Raw genomic sequence first — 15,217 nt, 5'->3', positions numbered from 1 at the left:
GCTCAGTGCAGGAAGTCCGCTGCACGCTCGGCGAGGTCGAGCACCGGCTGGGGGAGTATGCCGAGGATGAGCGTGACACCGGCGCCGAGGCCGATCACACTGCTGGTCAGTGCACTCGGCACCACGACGGTCGGAGCGTCTGCGGCCGATTCGGTGAAGAACATCAACACGATCACTCGCACGTAGAAGTACGCGGCGATCGCGCTGCACAGGACGCCGACGATCACGAGAGGTGCGGCCCCGCCCTCGGCTGCCGCGCTGAACACCGCGAACTTTCCGATGAACCCACTGGTCAACGGGATCCCGGCGAAAGCCAGCAGGAACAGTGCAAAGACAACTCCGACCAATGGTGAGCGCCGGCCCAACCCGGCCCAGCGCGAGAGCGTCGCGACCTCACCGTCTGCGTCCCGAACCAGACTCACGACGGCGAACGCGCCCACGGTGCTGAATCCGTAGGCCAGAAGGTAGAACATCGCCGAGGCCAGGCCGGCGTCCGAATCCGCAACCACAGCGGTCAGAATGAATCCGGTGTGCGCGATGGCCGAATACGCGAGCATCCGCTTCATATCGGTTTGCGTCACAGCGACGATCGATCCGACAACCATCGTGAGAATCGCGACCGCCCACATCAGTGGACGCCAGTTCACGTACTCGTTGGGCAGAGCCACATAGAAGACACGAAGGATGGCACCGAATGCGGCGATCTTGGTTGCAGTAGCCATGAAACTGGTGATCGGCGTCGGCGCCCCTTGATAGACATCGGGAATCCACGAATGGAACGGCACGGCACCGACTTTGAACAGTAATCCCACGGCCACGAGTGCTGTCCCGAGCCACAGGAAGGCATCGGTACCCGACCCGCTGCGTGCTGCGTCGGCGATACCGGAGAGCGTGACCGTCCCGGCATAGCCGTACAGCAATGCGATTCCGAAAACGAAGAACGCCGACGAAAATGCCCCGAGCAGAAAGTACTTGAGCGCAGCTTCCTGGGAGAGCAGGCGACGTCGGCGTGCCAGACCACACAGGAGATACAGAGGCAGTGAGAACACTTCGAGCGCAACGAACATCGTCAGCAGATCGTTGGACGCGGGAAAGAGGAGCATGCCGCCGACAGCGAAGAGGGTGAGCGGAAAGACCTCGGTCTGGGCGATACCGACCTTGACCGCTTCGTGTTCCGCAACACTTCCGGGGACGCTCGACGCTTGAGGGGTGAAACCGCCGAGCGCGTCGTGTTGCGCGATCACCTCGGCGGTGTTGCCCGAGCCTCGCTCGGCGATCAGCAGTACTGCGGGGATCGACACGAGAAGGATCGTGGCCTGCAGGAAAAGGGTCGGACCGTCGACCGCTACAGAACCCATCATCGCCGTCGACCGCGTGCCGGCGAGCAGAAGCACTGCCACGAATGCGGCCGCCAAGCCTGCGACACCGAGGACGAGTTGCACGGGGTATCGAAAACGCCGGGGTGCAAATGCCTCGATGAGTACGCCCACAACCGCAACACCGAACACGATCAACATTGGCGAGAGCAAGCTGTATTCGACACTGGGTGACGCCGTGCCGGCTGAGCCGAGGACGGTCACGTCGTTGAAGGAACTCATTTGTGGGCACCTCCTTCGTGGTCGGCGACGAGCGGGGTCGGAGCCTCGTCGACGACCGTATGGCTCACTGCAGGAGTGATGACGTCCAAGGCAGGCTTGGGGTAGATGCCGAGAAGCAACAGGAGTGCGATCAGAGGGGCGACCACCACGAGTTCGCGTCGAGCGAGGTCGCGGATCGTTCCCTGCTCTTCCTTCACAGGTCCGCCCATCATGCGCTGGTAGAGCCAGAGTATGTAGATCGCGGACAGGACAAGCGCGGCAGTCGCCGCGATAGCGGCCACGTGGTATCGCGAGTACGTCCCGATCAGCACCAGGAACTCACTGATGAACGGCGCGAGACCCGGCAGCGACAGCGTTGCCAACCCCGCAACGAGGAATGTGCCGGCAAGTACGGGTGCAACTTTCTGGACGCCGCCGTACGCCGCGATCGATCGAGTACCTCGCTGCGAGACGAGGAATCCCGCAATCAAGAACAGAGCCGCAGTGGAGACTCCGTGATTGACCATGTACAGCGCGGAACCCGCTTGGCTCTGGCTGGTCATCGCGAAGATTCCGAGAATGATGAAGCCGAAGTGCGAAATCGACGTGTAGGCGATCAGTCTCATGACGTCTGCTTGCGCGATCGCCAGTATTGCGCCGTAGACGATCCCGATAACGGCGAGCGTGATGATCCACGGTGCAAAGGTCGACGACGACTCCGGGAACAGTTGCAGGCAGTAGCGAATCATCGCGAACGTGCCCACCTTGTCCACGACCGCCATCATCAACACTGCTGTCGACGGAGTCGATTCCACCGCGGAGTCCGGCAACCAACTGTGCAGCGGCCAGAGCGGTGCTTTCACCGCGAACGCGAACATGAATCCGAGGAACAAGGCGTTGAGCACCCCGGGCCCCACACCGAGTTCACCGCTGTTTGCCGCTGAGGCGATCGCCCGGAAGTCGAAAGTGCCGCTGGCGAAGGGACTCTCGTCGCGCGTGGTGACCACATACAGGCCGATGACTGCAGCGAGCATGACCAGACCGCCGAGGAGGTTGTAGAGCAGAAACTTCACGGCTGCGCGAGATCTGCCCACTCCGCCGAACCCGCCGATGAGGAAATACATCGGTATCAGCATTGCCTCGAAGAAAATGTAGAACAAGAGAATGTCCAAGGCGCTGAACGAAATCATCACCATGGACTCGACAACAAGGATCAGCGCGAAATAGGTGTGCGGCATTCTCTTGGGTGATGCCGGGTCTGCTGGGACGTCGTTCCAGCCCGCGATCAGTAGTAATGGCACCAGCACTGCGGTGAGAAGAACCAGAACGAGTGCGATCCCGTCGAGTCCGAGTGTGTAGCTGGTACCGAAAGCCGGTATCCAGCTGTGGCTTTCGACAAATTGAAATTGTTCGCCGCCGCGGTCGAACGCAACTCCGAGAACGGCGGCGACCACCAGGACTGCCACGGACACAGCCAATGCGAGAGACTTCGCAAATTGGTACGACCGCGCCGGCAGAGCGAGGACTACACCCGCTCCGATGAGCGGAAGCAACCAGAGCACCGTCAGCGCGGGGAAGCCGGTATTGGTCACAGAGTTGCTCACCGCCGCTTCGATCACCACAGTGTCACCGCCATCATTGTCGCGACCACGAGTGTTGCTCCGACAAACATCACCAGCGCGTACGAGCGAACAAACCCGGTCTGTAGCTTCCGCGTGAGCGCGGACAGCCCGGTGACGACCACCGCAAAGCTGCCCACGACGCCGCCTATTCCCTTGGTGTCGAACACTTCCAACGACTTGGTGAGTTGTTGTCCGGGCTTCATGAACACCGTCTCGTTGAAGGCGTCACCGTACAGATCGCGGCGAGCCGCACCGGTCAACGGTGAAACCGGAGTCGGTGCCACAAGTGGAATCTCCCGGGTGGCGTACTCGCGATACGCAATCGCGACGCCGGCGGCAACTGCGAGCAGCGCCAGCGCGGTGATCGACCATGCGGGTATCGGCGGTTCGACGTGATGTGAGCCGACAACCGGTTCGAGCCAGTTCTGCAAGCTGGACCCGATGGTCAGGAGCATCCCGGCGCCGACGGACCCCACCGCCAGGATGATCATCGGAGACGTCATCACCGCCGGAGATTCGTGAGGTTTCTGGTTCTCCCAGCGGGCCTTCCCGAAGAAGGTCATCAGCATCACGCGGCTCATGTAGAAGGCAGTGAGCGCCGCACCCAACAGCGTGACGATGCCCAGCACAACACCCTTGATGCCGCCCTCGCCGATCGCAACCTCGATGATCTTGTCCTTGGAGAAGAACCCGGCAAACGGCGGAACACCGATGATGGCAAGGTATCCGAGCCCGAACGTGACAAAAGTCAGTGGCATGAACGCTCGGAGCCCGCCGTAGCGCCGCATGTCGGTTTCGTCGTTCATCGCGTGCATCACCGAACCCGCGCCGAGGAACAGGCCTGCCTTGAAGAATCCGTGGGTGATCAGATGAAGGATTGCGAAGGCGTATCCAGCTGGTCCGAGACCCGCTGCCAGGACCATGTATCCGATCTGACTCATGGTCGACGCGGCGAGCGCTTTCTTGATGTCGTCTTTCGCGCAGCCGATGATCGCACCGAACAGGAGCGTCACGGCACCGACGATGACAACCACGAGTTGAGCGTCGGGTGCGAGATCGAAGATCGGATTGGAGCGCACGATCAGGTAGACGCCGGCCGTGACCATCGTGGCCGCGTGAATCAGAGCCGAGACGGGGGTGGGGCCCTCCATCGCGTCGCCGAGCCACGACTGCAGTGGCACCTGCGCGGACTTCGCGCATGCAGCGAGGAGGAGCATCAGGCCGATCGCCGTCAGGACACCTTCGCTTGCACCAGACGCGTCTGCGAAGACGCTGCTGAACGAGAGCGAGCCGAACGTGGTGAACATCAACATCATCGCGATCATCAATCCGATGTCGCCCACCCGATTGACGACAAAAGCCTTCTTGGCAGCGGTCGCCGCCGACGGCTTGTGCTGCCAGAAACCGATCAGCAGGTACGACGCCAAACCGACGCCTTCCCAGCCGACGTAGAGCCCGAGGAAGTTGTCGGCGAGCACGAGGAGCAGCATCGCAGCGAGGAAGAGATTGAGGTAGGCGAAGAACTTACGACGCTCGGGGTCGTGCGCCATGTAGCCGACCGAGTAGATGTGGATCAGCGAACCTACACCGGTGATGAGCAGGACGAAACACATCGACAGTTGATCAAGCTGCAGTCCGAACTCGACCTGAAGACTGTCGACCGGGACCCAACTGAACAGGTGCTCGGTGACGGTGCGGTCGGCGGTGTCGCGGCCGAGCATGGCGATGAAAAACACCACTGCGACGACAAACGACGCGAGTGTCATGACGCAGGCGAATAGGTGGCCCCACGCGTTCGTGCGACGACCCGCCAGCAACAGGACAGCGGCGCCGCACAGGGGCAGGGCGGGGAGCAACCAGATGGCGGACGTGATTCCTCCTGACATGTCAGTACTTCAGCAGGTCTGCGTCGTCGACGGATACAGAACGCCGAGATCGGAAGATGATCATGATGATTGCCAAGCCGACGACTACTTCGGCAGCAGCTACCACCATCGTGAAGAAGGCGAAGATCTGGCCGTCCAGATTGCCGTGCATGCGCGCGAAGGTCACGAATGCCAGGTTCGCGGCGTTGAGCATCAATTCGATACACATGAACACCACGATGGCGTTGCGTCGCAGGAGGACTCCCGCAGCCCCGATGGTGAACAACAGGACCGACAGATACAGATAGTTCTCGGGATTCATCGCTGCGTTTCCTCGCCGGTATCGGGATCCGGGGATCGCGGAGTGAGGGCGCTGCTGACGGAGAGGGTCGAGAACGTTCCGTCGGGCAACAACGCCGGCATGTCTACTGCGTTGTGACGTGCGTACACGCCGGGACTGGGGAGGGGAGTGGCCGAGCCCTTGTCGGGATTGCTCTCATCGCTGCCCAGGTACGCGAATCGTTGCTGCGAGAGTTCGCGTTGGCTGAGTGTGGCTCCGATCTTCTCCCGATGCGCGAGCATCATTGCGCCAAGTGTCGCCGTGATCAGCAGTGCGCCGGTCAGTTCGAAGGCCCAGACGTAGCGGATGAAGATGAGATCGGCGAGAGCGTCGATGTTGCCCTGGTCGAGTCCGGTGAATCCGGTGAACCCCGAGATCGACGCATTTCCGAGGCCGCCGATAAGGAGTAGCCCGAATCCGACGCCGATCACGATCGCACTGACGCGTTGTCCCCGTAGCGTTTCGACCAAGGAGTCCGAAGAATCCACGCCGACCAGCATCAGGACGAACAGGAACAACATCATCACTGCGCCGGTATAGACGACGACCTGGACGACACCCAGGAACAGTGCGCCCTGCACGATGTAGAAGACGGCCAGGATGATCATCGTCATTGCAAGGAAGAGCGCAGAGTAGACGGCCTTGGGGGCGGCGACCACGCCCAAAGCGCTGATCACCGCAAGGGTTCCGAGGATCCAGAACTGCACCGCCTCGCCGGTGGAGGTCGATGTCATCGTTCCCTCCGCCAGGATCGTGGTCGTGACCGACGCGATCATTTCTCGGTCTCCGGGTTCGGCTCTTGCTCGGGTGCTGGCTGTTCGGGAGCTGCTGTGATGTCGCCGCGGTAGTAGTCGTCCTGAGTTGTGCCGGGACGCAGCGCGTGTGGTGGCGCTGCCATGTCGGGTTTCAGGGGCGCGAGAAGGCGGTCCTTCTCGTAGATCAATCCCGCTCGGTTGTCGTCGGTCATCTCGTACTCGTTGGTCATGGTGAGAGCCCGAGTGGGGCAAGCCTCGACGCAGAGGCCACAGCCGATGCACCGCAGGTAGTTGATCTGATACACCCGCCCGTAACGCTCGCCGGGGGAGAACCGTTCTTCTTCGGTGTTGTCAGCACCCTCGACATAGATCGCGTCGGCGGGGCAGGCCCAGGCACACAGTTCGCAACCGATGCACTTCTCGAGTCCGTCCGCATACCGGTTGAGTTGATGGCGACCGTGGTATCCGGGCGCGGTGGGGCGCTTCTCCTCCGGATAGAACTCGGTCTCGGGCTTCTTGAACATTGTCGAGAGCGTCACTCCGAAACCCGCGATAGGTCCTAGGAAATCAGGCATGGGAGTCCTCCGATGTGTCGGAAACATCTGTCCGCCGCGGCGGTGGCACCTTCTGACCCGGTAGTTTTCGGGTCGGCAGCGTTTGACCAGGTAGGGGTGGAACCGGGAAGCCGCCCGACATCGCATCGAAAGGCATGTTCCCCGCAGCGGTGACCGACGCGGCGGTTCGGCGTCGGCTGCGGTAAGTCCCGGCCAACACGATCAGGAGCGCAGCTCCGAGAACCAGTGCGACGCAAAGAAGTACGACCCAGGTGTTGTAACCCTCGTTGCGGAAGGCACGAACAGTCGCGATCACCATCACCCACACCAAGGCAGCGGGGATGAGAATCTTCCATCCGAGATTCATGAACTGGTCGTAGCGCAACCGCGGAAGGGTACTGCGCAACCAGATGAAGACGAAGAGGAAGCCCCACACCTTGGCAACAAACCACAGCACGGGCCACCAACCGGAATTGGCGCCGTCCCACAGGTTGAATGGGAACGGTGCGTGCCACCCGCCCAGGAACAGTGTCGTGGCCAGAGCGGACACCGTCACCATGTTCACGTACTCGGCCAGCATGAACATCGCGAACTTGAGTGAGGAGTACTCGGTGTGGAACCCACCCACCAGTTCACCCTCGGCCTCGGGAAGGTCGAAGGGAGCCCTGTTGGTTTCGCCGACCATGGCTGTCACGTAGATCAGGAAGGACGGCAGGAGGAGAAAGACGTACCAGGCACCTTGTTGGGCGCTGACGATGCCGGACGTGGACATCGTGCCGGCGTAGAGGAAGACTGCGGCGAAGGACAGCCCCATTGCTACCTCGTACGAGATGACCTGCGCGGTCGATCGAAGTGCGCCCAGTAGTGGATACGTCGATCCGGACGACCAGCCGGCAAGCACGATCCCGTACACACCGATTGAAGTCACGGCGAGGATGTAGAGAACTCCGACCGGCAGATCGGTCAGTTGCAGGGGTGAAAGGGTTCCGAAGATCGACACCTGCGGACCGAACGGGATGACGGCAAAGGCCATGAACGCGGGCACGACTGCGATGACGGGCGCGAGGAGATAAATCGGTTTGTCGGCGCCGGTCGGTGTGATGCCCTCCTTGAGGGCGAGCTTGATTCCGTCAGCGAGACTCTGGAGCATTCCACGGGGGCCGACGCGGTTCGGTCCGACACGCATCTGCATGCGTGCCATGACCTTTCGTTCCGCGTAAATTGCCACCAGCGGTGTGAGTACGAGGAACACGAAAATGGCGAGAGCCTTGCCGATCACCAACCACCACGGGTCGTGCCCGAACGCCGACAGGTCGACCGGAGCTGCCACGGTCCCGTACTCGTGGGTGGTCATTGCGCTCCCGCCTTCGCAATCTTCACCACGGAACCCGCGGTAACGCAGAGCGTTTCGTAGATCGTGCTACCCGGTGAATTGAGTGGGAGCCAGACTGTTCGAGGCGGGAGTTCGGTGATCTCCAACGGTAATGTGATGGAACCGGATTCAGTCGACACCGCAACGTGATCGCCGTTGTCGGCGCCGATCTCGGCAGCGGTCTCGGCAGACAAACGTACGAGTGGGAGCCGTGCCGTACCCGCCAGGTTGGGCTCGCCGTCTTGCAGTCGGCCGTTGTCGAGCAGCATTCGCCAACTCGACAACACTGCCTCGCCCAGTGCCGGTGTGGGCATGGTGCCTGACGGGACCTGAGGCGAGGTGGGGCGCGATCCGGACCAAGCGCCGAGGCGGTGTATCTCCGAGCGTGCGGAATCTGCGTCGGGTAGGCCCAGATCGATGCCCATCTCGGCTGCGATCGCGTGGAGAACGCGCTGATCCGGCATCACTCCTGTCGTTCTCAACGCGGTGTCGAACACGCGCTCGCGGCCTTCCCAGTCGAGGAAGGTTCCGGGCTTCTCGGCGACCGGTGCCACCGGGAAGACGACGTCGGCGAGTTCGGTGACTCCGCTGTGACGGATCTCCAAACTCACCACGAACCCTGCTGCTTCGATCGCGGCCCTTGCCTTCGCCGGGTTCGGGAGATCACTCAATTCGACGCCGCCGACAAGAAGGGCAGCAGTCGTCTGCCCCGGATCCAGCAGACTCGCGGCGTCGCGCCCGTCGGATGCCGGGATGGAGACCCCCCACACTGATTCCACCTCCTGACGTGCTGCCGGGTCCGCAACGGGGCGTCCGCCGGGAAGCAATCCCGGTAGTGCGCCGGCCTCGACGGCGCCGCGATCACCAGCGCGGCGTGGGACCCAAGCCAAACAAGCTCCTGTCGCTTCGGCGAGACGTACCGCCGCGGCGAAGCCGCCCGCCACCTCACTGAGTCGTTCGCCCAACAGGATCACTGCACCGGGCTGCCGGAGGAGCTGGCCCTCCTCACTGCTGGGGTGAGACAACGAATCCATCAGAGCTGCTTCACTTCCGGGTACGGTCCGAAGCAAAGAGCCGCCCATCTTCTGCAGGCCGCGCGTAGCGAATGGCGCGCTGGAGAGCACCGTCGTCTTGCCGAAACGTGCGGCCTTGCGCAGCCGCAGGAAGATGATCGGTGACTCCTCCTCGGGCTCGAGAGCTACCAGCAATGCGGCCGGGGCCGACTCGAGGTCCTGGTACGTCACCGACTCTTCGAGTGTGCGGCCGGCGACGTGTGCTGAGAGGAAACCTGCCTCTTCGGCAGAATGAGCACGGATTCGGAAGTCGATGTTGTTGGTAGCGAGAGCAACTCGCGCGAACTTGCCGTAGGCGTAGGCGTCCTCCAAGGTAGAGCGTCCGCCGACGAGTACGCCTGCGTCACCGCGGGCCTGCGCGAAGGATCGCGCAACGAGGTCGAGTGCCATGGGCCACGACGCCGGAATCAATTCGCCGTCAGCGTTGCGGATCAGGGGAGTGGTGATCCGATCACCTTGGGTCGTGTACGTGAATGCGAAACGGCCCTTGTCGCAGTTCCATTCCTCGTTGACTTCGGGGTCGTCCCCGGCGAGACGGCGGAGAACCTTTCCGCGACGGTGGTCCGTGCGCTGAGCACATCCGTCGGCGCAGTGTTCACACACGCTGGGGCTGGACACCAGATCGAACGGTCGCGCCCGGAATCGGTATGCCGTACTGGTAAGCGCGCCGACCGGGCACACCTGGATGGTGTTGCCCGAGAAGTAGGACTCGAAGGGCTCGTTGGCGTAGATCCCGACCTGTTGAAGCGCGCCGCGCTCGAGGAGATCGATGAACGGGTCGCCGGCGATCTGGCCCGAAAACCGTGTGCATCTGGCGCAGAGGACGCAACGCTCGCGGTCGAGCAGGATTTCGGACGAGAGTGGGATGGGCTTGGGGTAGGTCCTTTTCTCCTCACCGAACCGGGATTCGGTGCGACCGGTCGACATCGCCTGGTTTTGAAGCGGACACTCGCCGCCCTTGTCACACACGGGGCAGTCCAGAGGGTGGTTGATGAGCAGGAGTTCCATCACCCCGCGCTGCGCCTTCTCCGCCACCGGTGACGTGAGCTGTGTGGTGACGACCATTCCGTCCGCAACCGGTGTCGTGCAGGACGCCACCGGCTTGCGTTGGCCTTCGACCTCCACGATGCACTGTCGGCACGCCCCGACCGGGTCCAGAAGAGGATGATCGCAGAACCGCGGAATCTGTGTGCCGATCATCTCTGCAGCGCGAATGATCAACGTGCCCTTGGGTACCTGGAGTTCCCGGCCGTCGATGGTGAGGGTGACGAGATCAATCGGCGGTGCCGCATCGGTTCCAGTGGTGGCGTCGGCTGCAGTCATGAGACGAACGCTCCTGTCGCGAGAACGGACCGGCGAGGATCGAACGGGCATCCGTTGCCGTCGAAATGCGCTACGTATTCCTCGCGGAAGTACTTCAGGGAGGACATGATCGGGCTGGTCGCTCCGTCGCCCAACGCGCAGAAGGATTTTCCGAGGATGGTGTCCGAGATGTCGAGAAGTTTGGTGAGATCAGCTTCAGTACCTGTTCCGCCTTCGAGTCGCCGCAGGATCTGCACCAGCCAGTACGTGCCTTCGCGGCACGGCGTGCATTTACCGCAAGATTCGTGGGCGTAGAACTCGGTCCACCGCAGCACCGCGCGCACGATGCAGGTTGTGTCGTCGAATATCTGCAGTGCCTTGGTGCCGAGCATCGATCCCGCCGCGCCGACACCCTCGTAGTCGAGTGGGACATCGAGATGTTCGTCGGTGAAGATCGGAGTCGAGGATCCGCCGGGAGTCCAGAACTTGAGGGTGTGCCCGGTGCGAACGCCGCCCGCGTAATCGAGAAGTTCTCGCAACGTGATGCCGAGCGGCGCCTCGTACTGGCCGGGAGTGGTGACATGACCAGAGAGCGAGTACAACGTGAACCCCGGCGACTTCTCGCTTCCCATCGACCGGAACCACTCCGGGCCGCCCAGGACGATCGACGGCACACTCGCGATGGACTCGACGTTGTTGACGACGGTCGGGCAGGCGTAGAGGCCGGCGACGGCGGGGAATGGCGGCCGCAGTCGAGGCTGACCGCGTCGTCCCTCCAACGAATCGAGGAGGGCTGTCTCCTCACCACAGATGTACGCGCCTGCTCCGGCGTGCACGACGAGATCCAAGTCGAATCCCGAACCGAGGATGTTGCGGCCCAGGTATCCGGCCGCGTAGGCCTCGGCCACGGCGGTCTGCAGACGTCGCAGGACCGGGACCACCTCGCCCCGGACGTAGATGAACGCCTTGGCCGCTCGAATTGCATACGCCGCGATGATGACTCCCTCGACCAACGTGTGTGGGGTCGCCATCATCAACGGCATGTCCTTGCATGTGCCCGGTTCGGACTCGTCGGCATTGACGACGAGATAGTGAGGCTTGCCGTCTCCTGGCTTGTCTTCGGTGCTCTGTGGGATGAAACTCCACTTGAGGCCCGTCGGGAAACCCGCGCCACCGCGCCCACGAAGGCCCGCGTCCTTGACCGTTTCGATCACGGCGTCGGGGGACATGGCTAGCGCTTTGCGTAGGGCTTGGTAGCCGTCGTGACGAAGGTAGCTGTCGAGAGTCCACGAGTTCGGTTGATCCCAGTAGCGACTCAGGACGGGGGCGAGTGTCATGTCACTTCCCTTCGCCGGGAGCGTCGGCTGCTGAGGCCGAGCCGGGTGGGTTGTCGTCGTGAGATCGGCTGATACGCAGTCCGGCAAGAGTTGCCCCGCCGATTGTTTGTGCTTCGGCTGCTTCGATTCGCGTATCCGGGAACCCGGCCAAGATGCGTGCGGTCTGTCGGAACGAACACAGTGTGGCACCGCGACTGGGTGTCACGCGCTCTCCGGCGCGGAGCGCATCGACGAGTGAGCGCGCCGATTCCGGAGTCTGGTTGTCGAAGAACTCCCAGTTGATCATCATGACGGGGGCGTAGTCGCACGCCGCATTGCACTCGATGTGTTCGAGGGTGATCTTGCCGTCGGACGTCGAGATGGAGTGTCCGCCTTCGTCTCTGGAGCCTGCTGACCCGAGATGCTCTTCGAGTGCTGCGAGGATGTCGTCTCCGCCCATGATCGCGCACAGCGTGTTGGTGCAGACTCCGACCAGATACTCACCCGTCGGACCACGGCGATACATCGAGTAGAAGGTGGAAACGGCGGCAACCTCGGCGCCGGTCAAACCCAGCTTGGCACTGCAGAAATCGATCCCGGCCGGGGTGATGTACCCGTCCTCGGACTGCACGAGATGAAGGAGCGGCAGGAGGGCTGATCGACTGGTGGTCGCCGCGGCGTCAGGCTCACGGTAACGAGCGATGACGGTTTCGGCATCGGCGTCGAGTCGGGCGACTACATCAGGCGGATAACTCGATCGTGCGCCAGGGCGTACCAGTTGCGTGGGCTCGTCCGGGCGCGGCCCGAGTTCGATGAACACCCGTGACGAGCCGTTCGGGCCGGTCATCGGTCCACTCCGCCCATGACGGGATCGATACTGGCAACCGAGGCGATCACGTCGGACACCATGCCTCCCTCGCACATCGCCGCTACCGCTTGAAGGTTGGTGAATGACGGATCCCGGAAATGGACGCGGTACGGCCGGGTTCCCCCGTCGCTGACCATGTGCACACCCAACTCGCCACGCGGGGACTCGACTGCGACGTACACCTGGCCGGGCGGCACGCGGATTCCTTCGGTGACCAGTTTGAAATGGTGAATCAGACCCTCCATGGACGACTCCATGATTTTGGCGATGTGCTTCTGCGAATTGCCGAGGCCATCCGGTCCGACAGCGAGATCGGCAGGCCAGGCGATCTTCTTGTCGTCCACCATGACCGGCCCTGGTTGCAGTTTGTCGAGGCACTGCTCGACGATCTTGAGGGACTCCTTCATCTCCTCGACACGGATGACGTACCTTCCGTAGCAATCGGATCCGTCGTGCGTCACGACGTCGAACTCGTAGTTCTCGTAGCCGCAGTAGGGCTGCGCTCGACGCTGATCGTGGGGGAGACCCGTGGCGCGTAGGACCGGCCCCGTCACGCCGAGCGCCATGCAGCCGGTGAGATCGAGATATCCGATTCCCTGGGTGCGGGCTTTCCAGATGGAGTTGTCGCTGAGCATCAGTTCGACGTCACGCAACCGTTTCGGTAGGACCTTCAACAGTTCTCGTACCTTCGCGACCGACCCGTCGGGTAGATCCTGAGCGAGACCACCAGGCCTGATGTAGGCGTGATTCATCCGCAGTCCGGTGATCGTCTCGAACACGTCCAGAATCAATTCGCGTTCGCGGAATCCGAACAGCATCGCCGTCACGGCGCCCAGTTCCATTCCACCGGTTGCCAGGGCGACAAGGTGCGACGAGATTCGATTCAGCTCCATCATCATCACGCGAATGACGGTGGCTCGCTCGGGAATGTCGTCGGTGATGTCGAGAAGTTTTTCGACTCCGAGGCAGTACGCGGTTTCGTTGAAGAACGGTGAGAGGTAGTCCATTCGAGTAACGAAAGTGACGCCCTGCGTCCAGTTCCGGTATTCGAGATTCTTTTCGATTCCGGTGTGCAGGTAGCCGATTCCACACCGAGCTTCCACGACTGTCTCACCCTCGATTTCGAGAATGAGGCGCAGGACGCCGTGAGTGGACGGATGCTGCGGGCCCATGTTGACCACGATCCGTTCGGCCTCGCCGGTTCGCTGGCGAGCGGCCGCGGTGACGATGTCGTCCCAGTCCTGACCCGATGCTGTGACGACGGTTTCCGTCGTGGCACCGGAGTTGCTTCCTGTCGTCTCGTTCATCAGTTGTACGACCTACGCTCGTCGGGTGGAGGAGTCTGGGCGCCCTTGTACTCGACCGGGATACCGCCGAGCGGATAGTCCTTGCGCTGTGGGTGGCCCTTCCAGTCGTCGGGCATCTCGATACGGGTCAGGGCCGGGTGACCGTCGAAGACGATCCCGAAGAAGTCGTAGGTCTCACGCTCGTGCCAATCGTTGGTGGGGTATATCCCGACGATGGACGGAATATGTGGATCGGAGTCCGGCACGGACACTTCCAGTCTGATCCGGCGGTTGTGCGTGATCGAAGCAAATGGATATGCGGCGTGGAGCTCGCGACCGGTGTCCTGCGGATAGTGGACTCCATCGACACCCAGGCAAAGTTCGAAGCGAAGTTCCGATTCGTCGCGCAGTCTGCGCGCGACCTGCGGGAGGTGAGACCGTTCGACATGCAGCGTCATCTCGTCTCGAAAGATCACTACCCGCTCGATTGCATCGGTGAAAGTGCTGCCCGCGCTGCGCAATGCGGCATCCAAGGAGTCCGCAACTTCGTCGAAGTATCCACCGAACGGTCGAGAGGCCTTGTCCTCTACTGAGATCGGCGGGGCGAGCCGGCTGTAGCCCGAGGTGTCACCACTGCCGCGGACCCCGAACATCCCCCTCGATCCGTTGTTGCCCGCGGTCATCGCAGAAGCCCCTTCATGTCGATGGTGGGGGTGGATGCCAGTGCGGCGCGCTCGGCTGCCGCGCGTGCCTCTTCGCGGTTCACGCCGAGGGGCATCTCCTGGATCTTTCGGTGCAGTTCGATGATCGCGTTCAGGAGCATCTCCGGCCGCGGCGGACAGCCGGGCAAGTAGATGTCGACCGGCACGATGTGGTCGACGCCCTGTACCACTGCGTAGTTGTTGAACATACCGCCGGACGACGCACACACACCCATGGCCAGAACCCATTTCGGCTCGGCCATCTGGTCGTAGACCTGACGAAGTACCGGCCCCATCTTTTGACTGACCCGCCCGGCCACGATCAGAAGGTCTGCCTGTCGCGGCGACGCGCGGAATGCCTCCATGCCGAACCGCGCCAGGTCGAAGCGACCTGACGTGGTTGCCATCATCTCGATCGCGCAGCACGCGAGCCCGAAGGTGGCAGGCCACAGTGATCCTTTGCGGGCATACCCTGCCAGGCCCTCGACAGTGGTCAGTAGAAATCCGCTGGGGAGCTTTTCTTCGAGACCCATATCCGACTCTTTTCAGTCGCAACAGCTGCGGTGTGACCGGTTTTGTCTGACGT

Annotated in this window: 13 protein-coding genes; all 13 read right to left on the bottom strand. The window is 62.2% G+C overall.

From position 1 onward, the window contains the following. Positions 1–2: 2 nt before the first annotated feature. The 13 genes from nuoN to P3G66_RS05280 are packed head-to-tail and all read right to left on the bottom strand — an operon-like array spanning position 3 to position 15,164. Entirely contained in the window at positions 3–1,598 is a 1,596-nt protein-coding gene (gene nuoN / locus P3G66_RS05340) for an NADH-quinone oxidoreductase subunit NuoN (RefSeq protein ID WP_276116290.1), read from the bottom strand. Continuing rightward, positions 1,595–3,199, bottom strand: coding sequence for an NADH-quinone oxidoreductase subunit M (locus P3G66_RS05335; RefSeq protein ID WP_276116289.1), 1,605 nt, complete (start codon positions 3,197–3,199; stop codon positions 1,595–1,597). Before P3G66_RS05335 ends, nuoN begins: the two co-directional genes overlap by 4 nt. Then, positions 3,193–5,085 carry an NADH-quinone oxidoreductase subunit L gene (gene nuoL, locus P3G66_RS05330; RefSeq protein ID WP_276116288.1) on the bottom strand — a complete coding sequence of 631 codons (1,893 nt, stop codon included), beginning with the start codon at positions 5,083–5,085 and terminating at the stop codon, positions 3,193–3,195. The genes P3G66_RS05335 and nuoL overlap by 7 nt, the downstream gene beginning before the upstream one ends. A gap of 1 nt (position 5,086) precedes the next feature. Beyond that, positions 5,087–5,386 (bottom strand): NADH-quinone oxidoreductase subunit NuoK, encoded by a 300-nt coding sequence (gene nuoK / locus P3G66_RS05325; RefSeq protein ID WP_003942238.1) that lies wholly within the window; start codon positions 5,384–5,386, stop codon positions 5,087–5,089. Continuing rightward, positions 5,383–6,180 (bottom strand): NADH-quinone oxidoreductase subunit J, encoded by a 798-nt coding sequence (locus tag P3G66_RS05320; RefSeq protein WP_276116287.1) that lies wholly within the window; start codon positions 6,178–6,180, stop codon positions 5,383–5,385. Before P3G66_RS05320 ends, nuoK begins: the two co-directional genes overlap by 4 nt. Then, positions 6,177–6,734: an NADH-quinone oxidoreductase subunit NuoI gene (gene nuoI, locus P3G66_RS05315; protein ID WP_007735146.1), complete on the bottom strand. Its 558-nt coding sequence runs from the start codon at positions 6,732–6,734 to the stop codon at positions 6,177–6,179. The genes P3G66_RS05320 and nuoI overlap by 4 nt, the downstream gene beginning before the upstream one ends. Beyond that, entirely contained in the window at positions 6,727–8,067 is a 1,341-nt protein-coding gene (gene nuoH / locus P3G66_RS05310; protein ID WP_058226274.1) for an NADH-quinone oxidoreductase subunit NuoH, read from the bottom strand. Before nuoH ends, nuoI begins: the two co-directional genes overlap by 8 nt. Further along, on the bottom strand, positions 8,064–10,481 hold the full coding sequence (locus P3G66_RS05305) for an NADH-quinone oxidoreductase subunit G (RefSeq protein WP_276116286.1): 2,418 nt from the start codon (positions 10,479–10,481) through the stop codon (positions 8,064–8,066). Before P3G66_RS05305 ends, nuoH begins: the two co-directional genes overlap by 4 nt. After that, positions 10,478–11,797: an NADH-quinone oxidoreductase subunit NuoF gene (gene nuoF, locus P3G66_RS05300; RefSeq protein ID WP_007735149.1), complete on the bottom strand. Its 1,320-nt coding sequence runs from the start codon at positions 11,795–11,797 to the stop codon at positions 10,478–10,480. Before nuoF ends, P3G66_RS05305 begins: the two co-directional genes overlap by 4 nt. A 1-nt stretch (position 11,798) precedes the next feature. Further along, on the bottom strand, positions 11,799–12,623 hold the full coding sequence (gene nuoE, locus P3G66_RS05295; protein WP_276116285.1) for an NADH-quinone oxidoreductase subunit NuoE: 825 nt from the start codon (positions 12,621–12,623) through the stop codon (positions 11,799–11,801). Further along, positions 12,620–13,951, bottom strand: a complete 1,332-nt coding sequence (nuoD, locus tag P3G66_RS05290) for an NADH dehydrogenase (quinone) subunit D (RefSeq protein ID WP_003942229.1) — start codon at positions 13,949–13,951, stop codon at positions 12,620–12,622. Before nuoD ends, nuoE begins: the two co-directional genes overlap by 4 nt. Then, the gene (locus P3G66_RS05285; RefSeq protein WP_042922617.1) at positions 13,951–14,613 is read right to left on the bottom strand and encodes an NADH-quinone oxidoreductase subunit C; all 663 of its coding nucleotides are present in this window, start codon (positions 14,611–14,613) and stop codon (positions 13,951–13,953) included. The genes nuoD and P3G66_RS05285 overlap by 1 nt, the downstream gene beginning before the upstream one ends. Next, on the bottom strand, positions 14,610–15,164 hold the full coding sequence (locus P3G66_RS05280; protein WP_003942234.1) for an NADH-quinone oxidoreductase subunit B: 555 nt from the start codon (positions 15,162–15,164) through the stop codon (positions 14,610–14,612). Before P3G66_RS05280 ends, P3G66_RS05285 begins: the two co-directional genes overlap by 4 nt. Between the last annotated feature and the right edge of the window lie 53 nt (positions 15,165–15,217).

The organism is Rhodococcus sp. C3V, from assembly GCF_029269915.1.
Lineage (GTDB): Bacteria > Actinomycetota > Actinomycetes > Mycobacteriales > Mycobacteriaceae > Rhodococcus_F > Rhodococcus_F qingshengii.
The sequence above is the reverse complement of the archived record's forward strand: the minus strand, read 5'-3'. Positions and strand labels throughout refer to the sequence as shown.

Excerpts from the sequence above, each read along its gene's own strand:
- nuoN (WP_276116290.1), bottom strand. The coding sequence starts at position 1,598 with ATGAGTTCCTTCAACGACGTGACCGTCCTCGGCTCAGCCGGCACGGCG.
- nuoL (WP_276116288.1), bottom strand. The coding sequence starts at position 5,085 with ATGTCAGGAGGAATCACGTCCGCCATCTGGTTGCTCCCCGCCCTGCCC.
- nuoK (WP_003942238.1), bottom strand. The coding sequence starts at position 5,386 with ATGAATCCCGAGAACTATCTGTATCTGTCGGTCCTGTTGTTCACCATC.
- P3G66_RS05320 (WP_276116287.1), bottom strand. The coding sequence starts at position 6,180 with ATGATCGCGTCGGTCACGACCACGATCCTGGCGGAGGGAACGATGACA.
- nuoI (WP_007735146.1), bottom strand. The coding sequence starts at position 6,734 with ATGCCTGATTTCCTAGGACCTATCGCGGGTTTCGGAGTGACGCTCTCG.
- nuoH (WP_058226274.1), bottom strand. The coding sequence starts at position 8,067 with ATGACCACCCACGAGTACGGGACCGTGGCAGCTCCGGTCGACCTGTCG.
- P3G66_RS05305 (WP_276116286.1), bottom strand. The coding sequence starts at position 10,481 with ATGACTGCAGCCGACGCCACCACTGGAACCGATGCGGCACCGCCGATT.
- nuoF (WP_007735149.1), bottom strand. The coding sequence starts at position 11,797 with ATGACACTCGCCCCCGTCCTGAGTCGCTACTGGGATCAACCGAACTCG.
- nuoE (WP_276116285.1), bottom strand. The coding sequence starts at position 12,623 with ATGACCGGCCCGAACGGCTCGTCACGGGTGTTCATCGAACTCGGGCCG.
- nuoD (WP_003942229.1), bottom strand. The coding sequence starts at position 13,951 with ATGAACGAGACGACAGGAAGCAACTCCGGTGCCACGACGGAAACCGTC.
- P3G66_RS05285 (WP_042922617.1), bottom strand. The coding sequence starts at position 14,613 with ATGACCGCGGGCAACAACGGATCGAGGGGGATGTTCGGGGTCCGCGGC.
- P3G66_RS05280 (WP_003942234.1), bottom strand. The coding sequence starts at position 15,164 with ATGGGTCTCGAAGAAAAGCTCCCCAGCGGATTTCTACTGACCACTGTC.